At 71.2% G+C, this 19,209-nt stretch carries 18 protein-coding genes; 8 read left to right on the forward strand and 10 right to left on the reverse strand.

The genetic code is table 11. The features are described from left to right. Nucleotides 1–34: 34 nt before the first annotated feature. Nucleotides 35–1,357 (reverse strand): serine-threonine protein kinase, encoded by a 1,323-nt coding sequence (locus tag OOK38_RS25160; RefSeq protein ID WP_266756933.1) that lies wholly within the window; start codon nt 1,355–1,357, stop codon nt 35–37. Nucleotides 1,358–1,483: 126 nt separating this feature from the next. Further along, complete coding sequence (locus OOK38_RS25165; RefSeq protein WP_266756931.1) at nt 1,484–2,722, reverse strand: DUF1343 domain-containing protein; 1,239 nt, start codon at nt 2,720–2,722, stop codon at nt 1,484–1,486. 206 nt (nt 2,723–2,928) lie between these two features. Here OOK38_RS25165 and OOK38_RS25170 point away from each other — a divergent pair, with 206 nt between their 5' ends. The 3 genes from OOK38_RS25170 to OOK38_RS25180 are packed head-to-tail and all read left to right on the forward strand — an operon-like array spanning nt 2,929 to nt 5,985. Next, nucleotides 2,929–3,690 (forward strand): SDR family oxidoreductase, encoded by a 762-nt coding sequence (locus OOK38_RS25170; protein WP_266756930.1) that lies wholly within the window; start codon nt 2,929–2,931, stop codon nt 3,688–3,690. Continuing rightward, nucleotides 3,687–5,348 carry an AMP-binding protein gene (locus tag OOK38_RS25175; protein ID WP_266756929.1) on the forward strand — a complete coding sequence of 554 codons (1,662 nt, stop codon included), beginning with the start codon at nt 3,687–3,689 and terminating at the stop codon, nt 5,346–5,348. Before OOK38_RS25170 ends, OOK38_RS25175 begins: the two co-directional genes overlap by 4 nt. Before the next feature lie 43 nt (nt 5,349–5,391). Further along, nucleotides 5,392–5,985 carry a TetR/AcrR family transcriptional regulator gene (locus OOK38_RS25180; protein ID WP_266756927.1) on the forward strand — a complete coding sequence of 198 codons (594 nt, stop codon included), beginning with the start codon at nt 5,392–5,394 and terminating at the stop codon, nt 5,983–5,985. Nucleotides 5,986–6,060: 75 nt separating this feature from the next. Here the strand turns inward: OOK38_RS25180 and OOK38_RS25185 are convergent, their stop codons facing one another. The 7 genes from OOK38_RS25185 to OOK38_RS25215 all read right to left on the reverse strand — a co-directional run bounded on the left by OOK38_RS25185 (nt 6,061) and on the right by OOK38_RS25215 (nt 11,239). Continuing rightward, nucleotides 6,061–7,275 (reverse strand): acyl-CoA dehydrogenase family protein, encoded by a 1,215-nt coding sequence (locus OOK38_RS25185; protein WP_266756925.1) that lies wholly within the window; start codon nt 7,273–7,275, stop codon nt 6,061–6,063. A gap of 6 nt (nt 7,276–7,281) precedes the next feature. Next, entirely contained in the window at nt 7,282–8,304 is a 1,023-nt protein-coding gene (locus tag OOK38_RS25190; protein WP_266765607.1) for a phosphotransferase family protein, read from the reverse strand. Between the two features lie 146 nt (nt 8,305–8,450). Then, the gene (locus OOK38_RS25195; RefSeq protein WP_266756924.1) at nt 8,451–8,747 is read right to left on the reverse strand and encodes a hypothetical protein; all 297 of its coding nucleotides are present in this window, start codon (nt 8,745–8,747) and stop codon (nt 8,451–8,453) included. Nucleotides 8,748–8,909: 162 nt separating this feature from the next. Further along, nucleotides 8,910–9,239, reverse strand: coding sequence for a DUF202 domain-containing protein (locus OOK38_RS25200; RefSeq protein WP_266756922.1), 330 nt, complete (start codon nt 9,237–9,239; stop codon nt 8,910–8,912). After that, nucleotides 9,236–9,628, reverse strand: a complete 393-nt coding sequence (locus OOK38_RS25205) for a YidH family protein (protein ID WP_266756920.1) — start codon at nt 9,626–9,628, stop codon at nt 9,236–9,238. Before OOK38_RS25205 ends, OOK38_RS25200 begins: the two co-directional genes overlap by 4 nt. 136 nt (nt 9,629–9,764) lie before the next feature. Further along, complete coding sequence (locus OOK38_RS25210) at nt 9,765–10,280, reverse strand: NUDIX hydrolase (RefSeq protein ID WP_266848842.1); 516 nt, start codon at nt 10,278–10,280, stop codon at nt 9,765–9,767. Between the two features lie 65 nt (nt 10,281–10,345). Further along, nucleotides 10,346–11,239 (reverse strand): DMT family transporter, encoded by an 894-nt coding sequence (locus tag OOK38_RS25215; RefSeq protein ID WP_266756916.1) that lies wholly within the window; start codon nt 11,237–11,239, stop codon nt 10,346–10,348. A 300-nt stretch (nt 11,240–11,539) separates the two neighbouring features. On the opposite strand from OOK38_RS25215, the gene OOK38_RS25220 reads away from it, so the two are divergent. The 5 genes from OOK38_RS25220 (at nt 11,540) to OOK38_RS25240 (ending at nt 17,707) form a co-directional block, all read left to right on the forward strand. Next, complete coding sequence (locus OOK38_RS25220; protein ID WP_266756914.1) at nt 11,540–13,195, forward strand: FAD-binding dehydrogenase; 1,656 nt, start codon at nt 11,540–11,542, stop codon at nt 13,193–13,195. A gap of 358 nt (nt 13,196–13,553) precedes the next feature. Further along, nucleotides 13,554–14,504, forward strand: coding sequence for a hypothetical protein (locus tag OOK38_RS25225; RefSeq protein WP_266756912.1), 951 nt, complete (start codon nt 13,554–13,556; stop codon nt 14,502–14,504). A 40-nt stretch (nt 14,505–14,544) separates the two neighbouring features. Next, the gene (locus OOK38_RS25230; protein WP_266756910.1) at nt 14,545–16,110 is read left to right on the forward strand and encodes an APC family permease; all 1,566 of its coding nucleotides are present in this window, start codon (nt 14,545–14,547) and stop codon (nt 16,108–16,110) included. 288 nt (nt 16,111–16,398) lie between these two features. Then, entirely contained in the window at nt 16,399–17,088 is a 690-nt protein-coding gene (locus OOK38_RS25235) for a molybdopterin-dependent oxidoreductase (protein WP_266765606.1), read from the forward strand. Next, nucleotides 17,072–17,707, forward strand: a complete 636-nt coding sequence (locus OOK38_RS25240; RefSeq protein WP_266756908.1) for a cytochrome b/b6 domain-containing protein — start codon at nt 17,072–17,074, stop codon at nt 17,705–17,707. Before OOK38_RS25235 ends, OOK38_RS25240 begins: the two co-directional genes overlap by 17 nt. Nucleotides 17,708–17,800: 93 nt before the next feature. Here OOK38_RS25240 and OOK38_RS25245 read toward each other — a convergent pair whose 3' ends face one another. After that, entirely contained in the window at nt 17,801–19,198 is a 1,398-nt protein-coding gene (locus tag OOK38_RS25245; RefSeq protein ID WP_266756906.1) for a gluconate:H+ symporter, read from the reverse strand. Between the last annotated feature and the right edge of the window lie 11 nt (nt 19,199–19,209).

Here is a 19,209-nt window from a genome sequence, read left to right on the forward strand (position 1 = left end):
GTAGGGGCGGCCGGCACCGGAGAGCGGCGGCGGGTCAGCGGACGCGGCCCGCCGCCAGCACCAACCGCGCGAGTTCGCGATGGCAGATGTCGCTGTGCGCGCCCGAGGGGGCCCCGCCCCGGCGCACCACGGCGCCGGCGTCGACGTTCACGCATCCCGAGACCGGCAGCCGGGTGCGCAGGGCCTCCGCGAGCGTGAACGTCCGGGTCCCCGGCACCGCCTGCACCCCGTCGTGGCCCATCGCGCCCCACTTCGCGCCCAGCGCGCGGCCGAGGCCGAAGCCCGCCGCGACGGACCGGGAGTCGCCCGCCATCCGTGAGGCCAGCGGGTAGATCGTGCCGAGCGCCGAGTCGAAGGCGGAGTAGCAGCACACCAGCGGGCCGTCGATCCGGTTGTGCTGTCCGTCCAGCACTCCGCTCGCCCGCGCGTCGTGCGGCAGGCGCGCCGCGAACGCGTAGTGCGAGAAGGCGCCTTGGAGCAGCGTCACCGACTTCACCGTGCGCACCCCCGGAGGCAGCCCGCGCAGCGCGAAGGAGACCAGCCGGCCGCCGAAGCTGTGGCCGACCAGATGCACGCGCACGTCCGGCGCCGCCGCCGCGAGCCGGCCGATCGCCCGCCCGAGCCCGCGCTCACCGACGGTGCCCGCGCGCCGCTTCATCGCGTAGTACGTGGCCTGGCGCAGCAGTTCGTGGGCCCCGTCCCAGAGCCGGGGCAGCGCGAACGTGGCGGCACCGGGGTTCTCGGCCTCGGCGAGCGCCCGCGCGAAATCGCCGCACACCGTCGCGGTGTCCCCGAAGAGCATCTCGGGGTCGCTCTCCGGCACACCCGCCGCCAGGGTGTCCGCCGCGAAGGAGGTCTGCGGCCCCTGCGGCCGGACCTCGACGAGCAGCCGTACGAGACGGCCGAACTCCTCCAGCGAGGCTCCCTCGTCCGGCTGTTGCTCGAGCAGCCGGCCGATCTGTTCGACCACGGTGGCGCGGCCGGGGAACACCTCCAGAAGCGCGTGCCGGGTGTTCTTGCCGAGAGCCGGCGGCACCTCGGGAGCGACGTCGACCGCCACCGATCTGGGGAAGTCCGGGATCGGCTCGTCCGAGAAGCGCATCGAGGGCCACATCACGCCCACGTAGCCGAGGCGCGCGGTCGGCGCGAGCTCCGGGAGGGGTTCGAAGAAGCGGCTGCAGAGGCGGGTGGCCCCCGAACGGTCGCTGTTCCAGCCGTGCGTGAAGACGATCAGGTCACGGACCCCGCGTCGCGGCACCTCTTTGATCCACCGGTCCCGCTCGCGGCCGTCGGCGTCCCCGTCCGCGTCGAACGTCAGCTCCCAGTAGGGAGAGACACTCACTGCCGGATGCGTCATGACAGGCCCCCTGACCCCGCGGGCGGTGCGATATGGGCGCATCGTCCACCCGGCGGGGAAAGTTGGCCAGACGTCACGACTCATCCATCGCGTATCCGTCACTCGTCCGTGGAAGAGGGTGGCGGATCACTTGTAGATGAGGTAGTGCTTGCGGACCTTGCGGAAGGCCTCCAGCTCGTCCTGCCAGGCCGCCACGACCTCGTCGGTACGCGCGCCCGCGTCGATCATCGTGCGCACCAGCGTCGAGCCCGTCAGCTTGTCGATCCAGTTGTCGGAGCGCCAGGCGAAACCGCTCCAGACCTTCCTGGCGGTCACCAGCAGGGCGATTCCGGTGCGGACGGGTTCGAACGCCGCCCGGTCGTGCACATGGATCTGGACACCCCCGACGGTCTTGCCCTGGAACTTGGAGAAGGTGGGAGCGAAGTACGCCTCTCTGAAGTGCACACCGGGCAGAGCCAGTTCACCGACCGCCGCGGCCCATCTCCCGTCGACGCCCTCCGCGCCGAGGAGTTCGAACGGCCGCGTCGTACCGCGCCCCTCCGACAGGTTCGTCCCCTCGAAGAGACACGTACCCGAGTACACCAGGGCGGTGTCCGGCGTCGGCATGTTCGGGCTCGGCGGCACCCAGGGCAGTCCCCAGGCGTCGTAGAACTCCCCGCGCTTCCAGCCCGACATCTGTACGGTGTCCAGTTCCACGGGCGCCGCCAGGAACTCCCCGTTGAAGAGCCGGGCCAGCTCCGCCACCGTCATGCCGTGCGCCTGCGCGATCGGCTGACGTCCGACGAAGGTCGCGAACTCCTTGTGCAGGACCGGGCCTTGTGCCGCGCGGCCGGTGACCGGGTTCGGCCGGTCGAGCACCACGAACCGCTTGCCGGCGAGCCGCGCCGCCTCCATGCAGTCGTACAGCGTCCAGATATAGGTGTAGAAGCGGGCTCCCGCGTCCTGGATGTCGAAGACGACGGTGTCCACACCGGAGGCGGTGAAGATGTCGGCGAGTGCCTGACCGCTCTTCAGATACGTGTCGTAGACCGGGAGTCCGGTCGCCGGGTCGTCGTAGCGGCCCTCGGACCCGCCCGCCTGCGCGGTGCCCCGGAAGCCGTGCTCGGGGCCGAAGACGGCGACCAGGTTCACGCGGTCGTCGGCGTGCATCACGTCGACGATGTGCCGGACGTCGCGGGTGACGCCCGTGGGGTTGGTGACCATGCCGACGCGCTCGCCGCCGAGTTGGGCGTACCCGGCCCCGGCGAGGCGCTCGAAGCCGGTGCGGAGCCGGTGGCCGGTGTGCTCGGAGGCCTCGGCGGGCAGGGGTGTCAGGGCCGCCGCGGCGGTACCGGCCACCAGCAGTGACCGTCGGGACATGCGCATGGTGTGACCTCCGTGATCGCGGAAGGTTGGCACAGGCACGCTAAGGGCTGCCGGGGGAAGTTCGTAGGGCGCGGACGCCTCCGGCCTGTCGCGGCTCCTTGTGAGGTCGCCCGCGCCCTGCCGGGAACCCTTCCCTTGTTACATACCGACTGGTTAGTCTGTCGTCTCAGCAGAGCCGTTTCACGTCGCGTCGAAGGAGACCCAGGGTGGAAGCCGTGCAGGGTGCGGGAGTGGTCGTCACCGGAGCGGGAGGTGGCATCGGGGCCGCGCTGGCCCGCCGTTTCGCCGCCCAGGGAGCGCGGGTCGTGGTCAACGACCTCGACGCGGACAAGGCGAAGGCCGTGGCCGACGAGATCGGAGGCATCGCGGTCCCGGGGGACGCCTCCCTGATCGTGGGCGAGGCCCGGGACGCCCTCGGCGGCACGGTCGACGTCTACTGCGCCAACGCGGGCGTCGCCTCGGGCGGCTCCGAAGCGGCCGGCGAGAACGTCTGGGCCCTCGCCTGGGACGTCAACGTGATGGCACACGTGCGCGCCGCCCACGCGCTGCTGCCGGACTGGCTGGAGCGCGGCAGCGGCCGTTTCGTCTCCACCGTCTCGGCCGCCGGACTGCTCACCATGATCGGAGCCGCCCCGTACAGCGTCACCAAGCACGGCGCGTACGCGTTCGCCGAGTGGCTGTCGCTGACGTACCGCCACCGCGGTCTGAAGGTGCACGCGATCTGTCCGCAGGGTGTGCGCACCGACATGCTCGACGCCACCGGCAGCGCGGGCGACCTCGTGCTCCAGCCGACCGCCATCGAACCGGAGGCCGTCGCCGACGCGCTCATGAAGGGGATCGAGGAGGACCGCTTCCTGATCCTGCCGCACCCCGAGGTCGCCGGGTACTACCAGGCGCGGGCCGCCGACCCCGACCGCTGGATGACGAACATGAACCACCTCCAGCAGAAGTGGGAGACCACCGAGTGACCCGCTACGCCGACCGGCCCTGGGTGGCACTGCTCAGCGACGCGCAGCGTGGCCCGGTGAGCCCCGCCGACACCCTCGTCCACGCACTCGGGGACGCGGTCGCGCACACCCCGGACCGCACCGCGCTGGCCTACTTCGACGGGCGGCTGAGCTACCGCGAGGTCGACGAGCTGAGCGATTCCGTCGCCGGGCACCTGGCCGCACGCGGCCTGGAGCGGGGCGACCGGGTGGCGATCATGCTCCAGAACTCCCCGCAGTTCGTGCTCGCCCTGCTCGGCGCCTGGAAGGCCGGCGCGACGGTCGTGCCGGTCAACCCGATGTACAAGTCCGGCGAGGTCCGGCACGTCCTGCGCGACGCGGAGGTGAGCGCCCTCGTCTGCTCCGACCGCGCCTGGGACGCGTATCTGCGCGAGACCGCCGCCGACTCGCCCGTACGTGCCGTCCTGACGGCCTGCGAACGGGATTTCCAGACCCGCGACGACCCGCGCGTGCTGGCCTTCGAGCGGCTCCCGCAGGACGCGGGGGCCGACGATCTCGTCGCCGTCGCCCGGCAGGGACACAAGGCGCCCGGCGACCGCGTCCTCGGCCCGTCCGACATCGCGCTGATCAGCTACACCTCGGGCACCAGCGGCACCCCCAAGGGAGCCACCAACACGCACGGCAACATCATGTACAACGCCGAGCGGCAGCGGACCGGCCTCGCGCTGCCCGAGGCACCCGTGTACTTCGCGATGGCGCCGCTGTTCCACATCACCGGAATGGTCTGCCAGCTCGCCGCCTGCCTCGACAGCGCGGGCACGCTGGTCCTCGCGTACCGCTTCGAGGCGGGGGTCGTGCTCGACGCGTTCGCCGAGCACCGGCCGCTCTACACGGTGGGCCCCTCCACCGCCTTCATGGCGCTGGCCGCCCACCCGGAGGTCACGCCGGACCACTTCTCCTCCTTCGTGAACATCTCCTCCGGCGGTGCCCCGCTGCCGCCGGCCCTCGTCGAGAGGTTCCGGGCCACCCTCGGGCCGTACATCCGCAACGGCTACGGGCTCACCGAGTGCACCGCGCCGTGCGCCTCCGTGCCACCGGGCCTGGAGGCGCCGGTGGACCCGGCGTCCGGGACCCTCGCGGTGGGCGTGCCGGGCCCGGACTCGGTCGTACGCATCGTCGACGACCTGGGCGAAGACGTCCCCTTCGGAGAACAGGGCGAGATCCTCGTACGCGGTCCGCAGGTGGTGCCCGGCTACTGGAACCGTCCCGAGGCCACCGCCGAGACCTTCCCGGACGGCGAGCTGCGCACCGGCGACATCGGATTCATGGACGCGAACGGCTGGCTCTACGTGGTCGACCGCAAGAAGGACATGATCAACGCGTCCGGCTTCAAGGTGTGGCCGCGCGAGGTCGAGGACGTCCTCCACACCCACCCGGCGGTCCGCGAGGCGGCCGTCGTCGGGATCCCCGACGGCTACCGCGGCGAGACCGTCAAGGCGTACATCAGCCTGCGTCCGGGTGCTTCCGCGGACCCCGCCGCGCTGGCCGCGCACTGCAAGGAGAGACTGGCCGCCTACAAATATCCGCGGCAGGTGGAGATCCTGCCCGAGTTGCCGAAGACGGCGAGTGGGAAGATCCTCCGTCGGGAACTGCGTTCCCGGTCCGAGGACTCCCAGTAGACGACAGCTATAGGTGTGAATGCCCGGAAGGCAGGTGGCGGCAGTGCCCAGGACGACGGACGGTGACGGTACGCCCGTCCCGCAGCGGCTGCTCGCCGCCGCCACCCGGCTCTTCGCGGAGCAGGGATACGACCGCACCTCGGTGCAGGAGATCGTCGAGGCGGCGGGTGTCACCAAGGGGGCGCTCTACCACTACTTCGGCTCCAAGGACGATCTGCTGCACGAGGTCTACGCCCGCGTGCTGCGCCTCCAGCAGGAGCGGCTCGACGCGTTCGCGGACGCGGACGCGCCGGTCGAGGAGCGGCTGCGGGGCGCGGCGGCCGACGTGGTCGTCACGACCATCGACAACCTCGACGACGCCTCGATCTTCTTCCGGTCGATGCACCACCTCGGCCCCGAGAAGCTCAAGCAGGTGCGGTCCGAGCGCCGCCGCTACCACGAGCGCTTCCGCGCCCTGATCGAGGAGGGCCAGAAGAAGGGCGTCTTCTCCACGGCCACCCCCGCCGACCTGGTCGTCGACTACCACTTCGGTTCGGTCCACCACCTGTCGACGTGGTACCGGCCCGACGGCCCGCTCGGCCCCCAGGAGGTCGCCGACCAGCTGGCGGACCTGCTGCTGCGCGCGCTGCGCCCGTAGCGGACCGAAGCACGGACAGCACACTGCGGCCCCACCGGACGGTGGGGCCGCAGTGCCGTGCTCACACGCTTCCGGTCACCCGTACTTCTTGATCTCCCGGTGCGCCAGCGAACGCTGGTGGACCTCGTCCGGTCCGTCGGCGAGCTTCAGCGTCCGCGCGGCGGCCCAGAGCTCGGCCAGCGGGAAGTCCTGGCTGACCCCGCCCGCGCCGTGCAGCTGGACGGCCTTGTCGAGGATGTCGACGACCGTGCGCGGAGTGGCGATCTTGATGGCCTGGATCTCCGTGTGGGCACCCTTGTTGCCGACCGTGTCCATCATCCAGGCCGTCTTCAGGACCAGCAGACGCAGCTGCTCGACGGCGACCCGCGCGTCGGCGATCCAGTTCTGGACGACACCCTGCTGCGCCAGCGGCTTGCCGAACGCCGTACGGGACACCGCGCGCCGGCACATCAGCTCGATGGCCCGCTCGGCCATGCCGATCAGCCGCATGCAGTGGTGGATCCGGCCCGGACCGAGCCGCGCCTGCGCGATGGCGAAACCGCCGCCCTCCTCGCCGACCAGGTTGCTCACCGGGACCCGGACGTGATCGAAGACGACCTCCGCGTGCCCGCCGTGCGAGTGGTCCTCGTAGCCGTACACCTGCATCGCGCGCCGGACGTCCAGGCCCGGTGTGTCGCGCGGGACCAGGATCATCGACTGCTGGCGGCGGATGTCGGCGCCGTCCGGGTCCGTCTTGCCCATCACGATGAAGATCTTGCAGTCGGGGTTCATCGCCCCGGAGATGTACCACTTGCGGCCGGTGATGACGTACTCGTCGCCGTCGCGCTCGATGAGCGTGGTGATGTTCGTGGCGTCGGAGGAGGCGACCTCGGGCTCCGTCATCGCGAACGCGGAGCGGATCTCACCGGCGAGCAGCGGCTCCAGCCACTGCTTCCTCTGCTGCTCGTCACCGAACTGGGTGAGCACCTCCATGTTGCCGGTGTCCGGAGCGGCGCAGTTCAGCGCGGTGGGCGCCAAGTGCGGGCTGCGACCGGTGATTTCGGCGAGGGGGGCGTACTGGAGATTGGTCAGGCCCGCGCCGTACGAGGAGTCCGGCAGGAAGAGGTTCCACAGCCCCTGCCTGCGGGCCTCGGCCTTCAACTCACCGACCACGGCGGGCGTGTCCCACGGCGAGGCCAGCAGGGCGCGCTGCTCCTCCGCGACGGCCTCCGCCGGATAGACGTACTCGTCCATGAAGGCGAGCAGCTTCTGGCGCAGCTCTTCGGTGCGTGCGTCGAATCCGAAGTCCATGGCGGATCAGCCTTCCTGAAGGGTGGTCAGGCCGTGCTCGATGAAGACGGGGGTCAGTTCGCCGATGCGGTCGAAGCCCGCGCCGACGGTCTGGCCCTTCGTGTAGCGGTAGTGGATGCCCTCCAGGATCACGGCGAGCTTGAACCACGCGAACGCCGTGTACCAGGACACCGCGGACACGTCGCGCCCCGAGCGTGCGGCGTACCGCTCGACGATCTCGGTCGCCTCCGGATGTCCGGCGGCCGAAGCGGTCGTGCTGATGGGGGAGTTGGGCAGGTCGAGCCGCGTGCTGTACATGACCAGCAGGCCCAGGTCGGTGAGCGGATCGCCGAGCGTGGACATCTCCCAGTCCAGGATCGCCCTGATCCGGTCGTCGGGCCCGATCAGCACGTTGTCGAGCCGGTAGTCGCCGTGCACGACGGTGGGCGAGGGGGAGCCGGGCAGTTCGCGCCCCAGGGCCGCGTGCAGCTCGTCGATCCCGGCGAGCTCGCGGTTCCTGGAGGCGTCCAGCTGCTTGCCCCAGCGGCGCAGCTGCCGGTCCAGGAAGCCCTCGGGGCGGCCGAAGTCGGCGAGACCCACCTCGGCGGGGTCCACCGCGTGCAGTTCGACCAGCGTGTCCACCAGGCCGAGCACCGCGTCGCGCGTGCGCTGCGGGCCGAGCGGGGCGAGCTGGTCGGCGGTGCGGAACGGGGTGCCCTCCATGAACTCCATGACGTAGAACGGGGCGCCGAGCACCGAGTCGTCCTCGCACAGCAGCACGGGGTCCGGGACCGGCACGGCCGTCGGATGCAGCGCGCTGATCACCCGGTACTCACGCTTCATGTCGTGCGCCGTGGCCAGCACATGGCCCAGCGGAGGCCGCCGTACGACCCACCGGGCGGCGCCGTCGGAGACCGCGTAGGTGAGGTTCGACCGTCCGCCCTCGATCAGCCGGCCGGTCAGCGGGCCGGTCACCAGTCCGGGCCGCTCACGGTCGAGCAGGTCGCGCAACCGGTCGAGATCGAGACCTGGCGGGTGGTCCGGGCTCATCATTGCTCCTCAGCACACGGGAACTGGATGTGACCATGATGCCGACCAGTCGGTATGTCGTCCAGCGGCTGCGCGAAACGTGATCGGCGTCTCCCCCGGAACGCGCGAACCGGGGGAGACGCCGTCGGGGCCGAGGGGTCGGCGGGTCAGTGGTCGTCCCAGTGGTCGTCGTGCTCGGCGTGCCGGTGGCCGTCGTGCAGATAGTCGAGATGGTCGCCGTGTGCCACGGCCGGGTGCCCGCAGCCCTCGCCGTGCTGGTGGCCGTGCCGGTCGTGCGCCACGTGACCGCTGGGCTCGCACTCGTCCCAGTGCCCCGAGTGCTCGCGGTGCAGATGCCCGTCGTGCGCGTAGTCGACGTGGTCCTCGTGGCGCACCTCGGTGTGACCGCACTTCGGGCCGTGGACGTGCTGGTGGGTGGGGTGCTCCTGGTGAAGGGTGGTCATCGTGCTCACCTTCGGCTGTGACGTGATGGGGGTGGTCCGCGAGAGGCGGGAGCGAGGCGAAGAGGGGTGCCCGCGAGACGCGAGGGTGGGGTGACGACCCAGGCTAGCGTCACAAAGTGTCCCGATTCCGGCTATTTCGGGTCGCGTGGCGTCCGAGTGCCCCTAAAACACCAACGCCACCGCGCACACGGCGAACGCCACCGTGCACAGGGTCACCGCCGTCGCGTGCCGGGGAGCGAGGACGGCCGGGCCGGCCCGGCCCGAGGCCGCCAGCGTCCGGATGCGGCGGTGGGCGAGGGCGAGGAAGGCCAGCCAGAGGACACAGCAGAACGCGCACGCCACGATCCCGGCGGCGGAGCCGCCGTCGTGCAGAGCCACCTTCGCGGCGAGCACGGCGACGACGGTGCTGGAGAGGGTCGTACGACGCCAGGCCAGCCGCGTGCGTTCCGGCTGGAGGCCCGGGTCCCGTTCCTCCCGGACGGGCCCGGTCATCCCGCCCAGCCGACGAGGACGACGACGACCATCGCGACCGCGACGACCGCGACGACGATGCTCAGCACCGCCGGGAACCGCGACACCGGCAGGTCCTCGCCGCGGCGCATCGCCCGTTCGCAGCGCACCCAGTGATTGACGGCCCGCAGCGAGCAGAGCACGCCCGCCGCCAGCAGCGCCAGGGCGAGGCCCGCCCGCCAGGCCCAGCGCAGGTCCGGCAGGAACTGGTCCACGGCGAAACCGCCGGCGATGAGGGCGAGCGCGGTGCGCAGCCAGGCCAGAAAGGTCCGCTCGTTGGCCAGGGAGAAACGGTAGTCGGGGGTTCCGCCCTCCTCCCGGATCTCCTGGGGCGCGAACCACAACCGGACATTACGCACGAGTTCGATCACGTCCAGACCCTACCGGGGAGCCCTGCACGGGAGGCTGCCGGTGCCGCCCGCCACCGTTCGGGCCATGGATGTCCCCCGTCGCCCGTCGGCCACGGGGTGCCCGCGTCCGGTATCGCCCCGGCCCGGGACCCGCTGCTCAGTCCATCGCCCGGTAGTCCCTGAGCCGCTCGTGCGCCGCCAGCCCGTCCGGGACCCACGTCCACTCCGACAGCCGGCGCTCCACCTCGTCCTCGGTGAGGAAGTCGTGCCAGGCGACCTCCTCCACCTGCGGGTTCACCGGAAGCTCGCAGCGGACCTCGTACACCGCCGACCACCAGCTCGCTCCGGCCCCGTCGTCGTACAGGAACGTGAACAGAGGGGTCGGCCGGGGGAGCCCGGAGACGCCGAGTTCCTCCTCGGCCTCACGGAGCGCCGCGTCGTCGTAGGACTCGCCCGCGCCGACGACTCCGCCGATGAACATGTCGTAGCGGGAGGGGAACACCAGTTTGGTGGGGGTGCGCCGATGGACGAAGATCCGGCCCTCGGCGTCCCGCGCCTGGATGAACACGCAGCGGTGGCGCAGCCCGCGCGCGTACGCCTCCCCGCGGGGGGACTGCCCGATGACCCGGTCGTTCTCGTCCACGATGTCGAGGATCTCGTCAGCGGCACTCATGGAACCATCCAAGCAGCATGGAACCGGGGCCGGCCTCCTCGGCGCGGCCGGAGACAGCGCGAGCGCTAATGCGGCTGGAGATCCCGCGAGCGCTCCGGCTCCGCCGTGCCCGAGGGCATCGCGGGGTGCATCCCCAGCAGGACGATCCCCGCCACGACGGCCGCGAGTCCCGCGGCCTGCCCGGCGAGGGCTCCGGCGTCGGTGCGGAGCTGGTCCCCGAGGAAGCCCACCCCGCAGGCGATGCCGGCCAGCGGCTGGGCGGCGGTGAGCGCGGGCAGCGACATCCGCAGGGGCGCGGTCTCGAAGGCGCTCTGGACCAGGATCAGACCGGTGACGCCGAGGACGAGGACCGCGTACGGCTGCCAGCCGGTGAGCAGCTCGCTCCAGCCGCCGTCCCCGAACCGCTGGCCGCTGACCCGGGTGAGCGCGTCCTGGAGGCCGTAGAGCAGCCCGGCGGCCGTGGCGAGCAGGACGGGTCCGGCGCTCAGCCGGGACCGCTTCGCGTAGGTGGTGAGCATCAGGGCGAGCCCGACCACGATCCCGATGATCAGCCAGTGCCGCAGCGGGTCGTCGACGGCGTCGCCGCCCTGCGGCTGCCCGGCCACGATGAAGGCCGAGACGCCGCCCGCGAGCAGCAGGAGCCCGGCCCAGCCCTGTCGGCCCAGCGGCTGTTTGGTCTGGTGGCGGGAGAGCGCGAGCGCGAAGAGCAGGTTGGTCGCCAGGAGCGGCTCGACCAGAGTGACCTCGCCCTTGCCGAGCGCGATCGCGCCGAGCACCATGCCGCAGACCATCAGTCCGATGCCGCCCAGCCAGCGCGGGACCCGGATGAGGTCGAGCAGCAGGCGGGGGGAGAGGAAGTCGCTCAGCGGGGCGTGCGAGGCCGCGTTCTGCTGGAGCACGAAGCCGAAACCCAGACAGCAGGCCGCGCTCACGGCGAGGACCAGAACCAGAACCGACACGCTGGGTACCTCGAAACATCGGGAGTCGGGGGCCACGGTTGAGATTCCCGCCGACTCTAGTGCCAAGGGCCGGATGCCTGTCCCCGGGAGAACCCGGAACCAGGCAGTTGACTCGGTCACCTTTCTTGCCGAAGGATCTGACCGATCAGTAACAAGTGCTGGTCGCCCGCAGAGGTCGACCACCACCACCAATGTCTCACCAACCAGCGATGCTGCCGATCGGGTCGTGACAAACGTCATCAAGTCGTCCCCGTGACGCCGACCCCATCCGACCAGTCGGAATGTCGAGAGGACGGGCCCATGGCCTACGACGCAGATGTGATCGTCATCGGAGCTGGCCTGGCGGGGCTCGCGGCGACCGCGGAGCTCGTCGACGCGGGCCGCAAGGTGATCCTCCTCGACCAGGAGCCCGAGCAGTCGATCGGCGGCCAGGCGCACTGGTCCTTCGGCGGGCTCTTCTTCGTCGACTCGCCCGAGCAGCGCCGCATGCGGATCAAGGACAACCACGCGCTCGCCCTCCAGGACTGGATGGGCACGGCCGCCTTCGACCGGCCCGAGGATCACTGGCCGCGTCGGTGGGCCGAGGCGTACGTCGACTTCGCGGCCGGCGAGAAGCGGCCCTGGCTGCACGCGCAGGGGGTCCGCTTCTTCCCGGTGGTGGGCTGGGCCGAGCGCGGCGGCTACGACGCCAACGGGCACGGGAACTCCGTGCCGCGCTTCCACATCACCTGGGGAACCGGGCCCGGCCTCGTCGCGCCCTTCGAGCGGCGGGTACGGGAGGGAGTCGCCCGTGGTCTGGTCGAGCTGCGCTTCCGCCACCGGGTCACCGGTCTGTCCCGCAGCGCGGGCTCCGTCGACACCGTCACCGGAGAGGTCCTGGAGCCGTCCGGCATCGAGCGCGGCCAGGCCAGCAGCCGCGCGGTCACCGGCGCCTTCGAGCTCAAGGCCCAGGCCGTGATCGTCACCTCCGGCGGCATCGGCGGCAACCACGACCTCGTCCGCGCCAACTGGCCCGAGCGGCTGGGCACTCCGCCCGAGCGGATGATCTCCGGCGTACCCGCGCACGTCGACGGCGCGATGCTCGGGATCGCCGAGGGGGCCGGCGCCCGCCTCATCAACCGCGACCGCATGTGGCACTACACCGAGGGCATCCAGAACTGGAACCCCATCTGGGACAAGCACGGCATCCGCATCCTGCCCGGCCCCTCCTCCCTCTGGCTGGACGCGCGCGGCAAGCGCCTGCCGGTACCGCTCTTCCCGGGCTTCGACACCCTCGGCACCCTCGAACACATCATGCGCACCGGACACGACTACACCTGGTTCGTGCTCGACCAGAAGATCATCGGCAAGGAGTTCGCGCTCTCCGGTTCCGAGCAGAACCCCGATCTGACCGGCAAGTCGGTCCGGGGCGTCATCGGGCGGGCCCGCGCCGATGTGCCCGCTCCGGTCAAGGCGTTCATGGACCAGGGCGTGGACTTCGTCGTCGAGAAGGACCTCGGCGCGCTGGTACGCGGGATGAACGCGCTCACCGAGAAGCCGCTCATCGACGAGGCGGCCCTGCGCCGCGAGATCGTCGCGCGCGACCGGGAGATCGCCAACCCCTTCACCAAGGACCTCCAGGTCATGTCGATCCGCGGGGCCCGGAAGTACCTCGGCGACAAGTTGATCCGCACCGCGACCCCGCACCGCATCCTCGACCCCAAGGCGGGCCCGCTGATCGCGGTGCGCCTGAACATCCTGACCCGCAAGACCCTCGGCGGCCTGGAGACCGACCTCTCCTCGCGGGTGCTGACCGAGGGCGGCGAACCGCTGGAGGGTGTGTACGCCGCCGGTGAGGCCGCCGGGTTCGGCGGCGGCGGAGTCCATGGTTACCGGTCGCTGGAAGGCACCTTCCTCGGCGGCTGCCTCTTCTCCGGCCGTACGGCGGGCCGGGCGGCGGCCAAGGCGGTGGGCTGATCACGTCCGGAAGGGGACGGCCGTCCCCGTCGCCGGAACGGGACGGCCGTCCCCGTCGCCGGAACGGGACGGTCGTCCTCGTCGCCGGAACGGGGCGGCCGTCCACGTCATGCGGGCGGGGCGGCCGTTGTCATCAGGACAGGGCCGCCGTTCACATTGCAGGGACAAGTCGGCCGTGCAAGTCATCGGGACAAGGCGGCTGTTCAGGGCGTTGTGGGGCGGTGCCTGCCAACTGTGTGTCATACAGCGGTAGTTGACACGTGTAGCGCGATGGCCGGAGCTTGACTTGAACCCGTGGCTCCGGGTTTGCTGTGCGTGATCACACTTTGACGAACCGCGCATGTGAGGTTGAGCAGCGGTGTCACCACCCCCACCACCGCTGGGCCGCGGTCGCAAGCGGGCGGCCCAGGCCTTCGACGCCGCCCTCGACGACGCCGAACTCGTCGCCGGACGCGCCTCGTTGAGCCAGGGGCGGTGGACCGATGTCCGCGACCTGCTCGCGGCGACCGGCGACGACTGGGACCGTCGCGGACACCGCGTCACCGTCCTCGCGCAGGAGTCCGCGACTCTCGCCTGGGCCCGTGACTGGCAGCTCGCCGAGCCGGAGTCCCCCGACGCGGCCGTACTCCTCGGCTGCGCCACCGTGGAACGCGCCCTGCACGGCAAGGCGCGCCCGGAGCAGGCCCGCGACGCCTGCCGCGCGGCGGCGGCACTCGCCCCGGCCGATCCCACCCCCTGGCTCGGTCTGCTCCTCCTGGAGCGCTCGCTCGGCACCGAGGACGATGTGGTCCGGCTCTTCGACGAGGTGCGCCACCGGCACGCCGGCCATCACCACGCGCATCACCTGATGGTCGCCCGGCTCGCCGAGCGCCGCGCCGCGGCGGGCCAGGACCCGCTGCACGAGGTGTACGACTTCGCCAACTGGGCGGCCGAACAAGGGCCCGCCGACTCGCCGCTCGCGATCCTTCCGGTCGTCGCGCACGCCGAGCGCTTCCGTGTGCTCGCCGGCTCCGGGAGCGAGGCCACCGACCCGGTCGCCTCGGGCCACTGGGCCGGGCGCCGGGCCCGCCAGGTGATGAAGGCCGCCTTCGACTGGTGGCTGGAGTGGGAGCACGAGGACCATCCCCGACGGCTCGTCGACCTCAACTTCCTCGCCCACGCCAAGGTCTGCGAGGGCCGGGACGCCGAGGCCGCCGCCCTGTTCCACCGCATCGCGGAGCATGCCACCCCGGCTCCCTGGTCGTACCCGGACCGCGATCCGTACCAAGCCTTCCGTGCCGCGCGCGACAGCGTGCTCGGCACGGGGTGAACGCCCCCGAAGACCTGACACCCGAAAGGACGACCCCGCGATGACGACGGGCAGTTCGAGCACATCGAGTACGTCGAACACGGGCAGACCGGCCGCCGACGACGGCGGCATCAGCACGTTCAAGGGACAGGACCGCGCCCTGCGCGCCGGCCGGCTGGGCACGGGAGGCCTGCTGCTGTCCGTCCTCGCGGCGACCGCCCCGCTCATGGTGGTCGCGGGTGTCATGCCCGCAACATTCGCGGTGATGGGTATCGTCGGGCAGCCGCTGCTCTTCGTCATCCTCGGCATCGTCCTCGTGCTCTTCAGCGTCGGGTACGCCGAGATGAGCCGGCACGTCCACAACGCGGGCGCCTTCTACGCCTACATCTCGCGCGGGCTCGGCGGCACCCCGGGAGCGGGCGCCGCCGCGGTCGCCCTCGTCGCCTACAGCGCGCTCCAGGTCGGCATCTACGGACTCTTCGGCTTCGAGGTCTCCGGCCTGTTCGCCACCTACCTCGACACCCAGGTCGCCTGGTGGATACCGGCGCTGGCCGCCGTACTCGTCGTCGGCGCGCTGGCCTGGCTGAAGATCGACGTCAACGCGTGGGTGCTCGGCGTGCTGCTCGTCATCGAGGTCACGCTCGTCGTGGTCTTCGACGTCGCGGCCGTCGGTGACCCGGCGGGTGAGGGACTGTCGCTGCACGCCTTCAACCCGGACACACTCACCGGAGCGGGCGTCGGCACCGCGCTGTGCTTCTGCATCGCCGCCTTCACCGGCTTCGAACAGGCCCCGGTGTACGCCGAGGAGACCAGCCGCCCGCACATCCTCGTGCCGCGCGTCATGTTCCTCGCCATCGGCTTCGTCGCCGTCTTCTTCGCGATCAGCTCCTGGGCGCTCACCGTCGCCACCGGACCCTCCGCGATCGTCGGGACCGCCCAGAAGCAGAGCGCCGGGCTGCTCTTCTTCCTCACCGAGTCACGGCTCGGCTCCACCTTCACGGACGTCCTGCACGTGCTGTTCGTGACCGGCATGTTCGCGGCGCTGCTCAGCTTCCACAACGTCGTGGCGCGGTACGCCTTCGCCATGGGCCGCGAGGGTCTGCTGCCCAGTGCCTTCGGCCGCACCTCCGGCGCCAGCGGCGCTCCCGGCACGGGCTCGCTCCTGCACACCGTCGTCTCCCTGATCGTGGTCGGCGGCTTCGCCCTGGCCGACGACAAGCCGACCGGCGACCCGACCACGCCCGTGCTCCATCTGTTCACCTGGGGCGGCAACGTCGGAGCGCTCGGCGTCACCCTCCTGATGGCGTCCGCCTCGCTCTCGGTCGTCGTGTTCTTCGTCCGCCGCGGCGCGGCCCGCGCCCAGGCCTGGCGTCTGGTCACCTCCGTGATCGCGGGCATCGCGCTGCTCGTCATCGCGGTCTACACGGTCAAGGACTTCGACGTGCTCGTCGGCGCGGGTCCGGACTCCGTCCTGAACCTGCTGCTGCCCGCCGTCATCGGGGTCGCCCTGGTCGTCGGACTGGTCCAGGGACTGGTGCTGCGCTCCCGCAAGCCCGAGGCGCACGCCCGGATCGGCCTCGGCAACGAGGCGTTCCAGTTGGACAAGGCGGCCGACTCCGCCTCCTGACGAGGCCCTCCCGTCCTCTCCGGGGCCCTTGAACCCGGACAGGACGTGAGAAGAGATGACGGAACGCTGACGGGCACCCGCCACCGCTGGATTTTTGGGGGTCGCGGGTGCTCGAATCAGTGGGTGAACACTGAACGGCCCGGGGAACCGGACCCGGAGCGACCGCGATCGCGGAAACCGGAGCCGCGGGAGCCGCGGGAGCCGGAGCGGCCCGAGGCGAGGGAGCCGGAGCGGCCCGAGCCGCGGGCAGCCGAAGAATCCGAGGAGCCCGGCGAGCGCGGCAGGCCGATCGGCCGGCGGGTGCTGCTCGGCACGCTCGGACTCGGCGCCCTCGGCGTCCTGACCGCTCCCACGCTCCAGCGCGGGATGGAATCCTTCCTCGCCGGCGCCTCCGAGAAGGACCCCACCGGTCTGACGGGGCTGCTGCCCAACGGCGGCGGCTTCCGCTACTACTCGGTGGCCTCCTCCGTACCGCACAAGAACGAGACGAACTACCGCCTCACCGTCGACGGCCTGGTCGACCACCCCACCAGCTACACCCTCGCCGACCTGCGGGCCCTGCCCCAGACCCGGCTGGTGCACGACGTCCAGTGCGTCACCGGCTGGCGGGTGCCCGGCACCCCCTTCGAGGGCGTACGCCTGTCCCATCTCCTCGACGCCGCCGGAGTGCACCACTCGGCCGGGGCGATCCGCTTCACCTGCTTCGACGGGACGTACACGGAGAGCCTCACCCTGAGGCAGGCCCGCCGCGCTGACGTCCTGGTGGCCCTGCGCATGCAGGACAAGTCGCTCGGCCACAACCACGGCGGTCCCGTCCGCCTCTACGTGGCCCCCATGTACTTCTACAAATCCGCCAAGTGGCTCTCCGGCATCACCGTCACCGAGGACGTCCGTCCCGGTTACTGGGAGAACCGGGGGTACGACGTCGACGCCTGGGTCGGCCGTTCGAACGGACGCGACGATGAACCCACGAGTTGACGACACCCCGGCCGTGTCCGCGCACCCCTCCCACGTACGGCGCTTCAGCCGGGCCGAGCGCTGGGTGCACCGGGTCACGGCCCTGCTGATGGGTGTGTGCGTGGCCACCGCGGCCTGCCTCTACATCCCCCAGTTCGCCGAACTGGTCGGCCGCCGCGAACTCGTCGTCCGCGTCCACGAATGGGCCGGTCTCCTGCTTCCGGTGCCGGTCCTGGCGGGCCTGGCCTCCCGCGCGTTCCGCCGCGACCTGGGCTTCCTGAACCGCTTCGGCCCGCACGACCGGGTGTGGCTGCGGGCGGCGCTGCGCCGCGACAAGGACCGGGAGTCCCGCCCCGCCGGGAAGTTCAACGCCGGACAGAAGATCTACGCCGCCTGGATCGCCGGGGCCACGCTGGTGATGGTGGGCACGGGCCTGCTGATGTGGTTCACCCACCTCACCCCGCTGATGTGGCGGACCTCGGCGACCTTCGTCCACGACTGGCTGGCCCTCACCATCGGGATCGTCCTCGCGGGCCACATCGGGATGGCGCTGGGCGACCCGGAGGCGCGGCGGGGGCTGCGTACGGGATCGGTGAGCCGGCAGTGGGCCGACCGGGAACATCCGCTGTGGCGGCCGTGAGCTGCTGCTCCGATGACGATGCTCCGATGACGAACGGCCCGCCCGACGGCCGGACTCGGCCGTCGGGCGGGCCGGTTCGCGGCCCGGCTGTCCCTAGATGACCAGGGACAGCAGCAGCACCAGTCCTCCGGCCACCACCGAGATGATGGTCTCCATGACGGACCAGGTCTTGACGGTCTGACCGACGCTCAGACCGAAGTACTCCTTCACCAGCCAGAAGCCGGCGTCGTTGACATGGCTGAAGAAGAGCGAGCCCGCGCCGATCGCGAGGACGAGCAGGGAGGTGTGGGTGGTCGACATGTCGGCCGCGAGGGGCGCGACGAGACCGGCCGCCGAGATGGTGGCGACGGTCGCCGAACCGGTCGCGAGACGGATCGCCACCGCGATCAGCCAGGCCAGCAGCAGCGCGGGGATCGACCAGTCCTCGGAGATCTCGAGGATCATCCGGCCCACGCCGGAGTCGATCAGGGTCTGCTTGAAACCGCCGCCCGCACCGACGATCAGCAGGATGCCCGCGATGGGGGCGAGGGACTTCTCGACCGTCGTCGAGATGCGCTCCTTGGTGAAGCCGGCCGCCCGGCCCAGGGTGAACATGCCCACGATCACGGCCGCGAGCAGGGCGATCAGCGGCGCTCCGACGACGTCGAAGACGCGCTGCGTCATGTCCGTCGGGTCGTCGACGACGATGTCCACCAGCGCCTTGGCCAGCATCAGCACCACCGGCAGCAGCATGGTGGCGAGGGTCGCGCCGAAGCTGGGGCGCTTCTCCAGGTCCTCCGAGGCACGCTGCGGGATCATGCGGTCGGGGGCCTGGACGTCCACCCAGCGGGCCGCGTACCGCGAGAACACCGGACCCGCGACGATCACCGTCGGGATGGCGATCAGGACACCGAGGGCGAGGGTGATGCCGAGGTTCGCGTGCACCGCGTCGATCGCGACCAGCGGGCCGGGGTGCGGCGGAATCAGACCGTGCATCACCGACAGGCCCGCGAGCGCCGGGATGCCGATGCGCATCAGCGAGTAGTTGCCGCGCTTGGCGACCATCAGGACCACCGGGATCAGCAGCACGATGCCGACCTCGAAGAACAGCGGCAGACCGATCACCGAGGCGATCAGCACCATCGCCCACGGCATGGCGCGCCCGCCGGCCTTCGCGAGGATGGTGTCGACGATCTGGTCGGCGCCGCCCGAGTCGGCGAGCAGCTTGCCGAGGATCGCGCCGAGGGCGATCAGGACGCCCACGCCGGCCACGGTCGAGCCGAGTCCGGTGGTGAAGCTGACGATGACCTTGTCGAGCGGGGCACCGGCGAACGCGCCGAGGGCCAGGGAGCCGATGGTCAGGGCCAGGAAGGCGTGCAGCTTGAACTTGGTGATGAGCAGGACGATGACGGCGATGCCCGCCAGCACGGCTATGCCCAGTTGAGCGTGGCCCGCCGAGGTGATCGGTTCGACGGTGTCCGCTGCCAGCATCTCGACACTGAGTCTGGTCACGGTGGTTCCCT

Source organism: Streptomyces sp. NBC_00568 (assembly GCF_026341855.1).
Classification (GTDB): domain Bacteria; phylum Actinomycetota; class Actinomycetes; order Streptomycetales; family Streptomycetaceae; genus Streptomyces.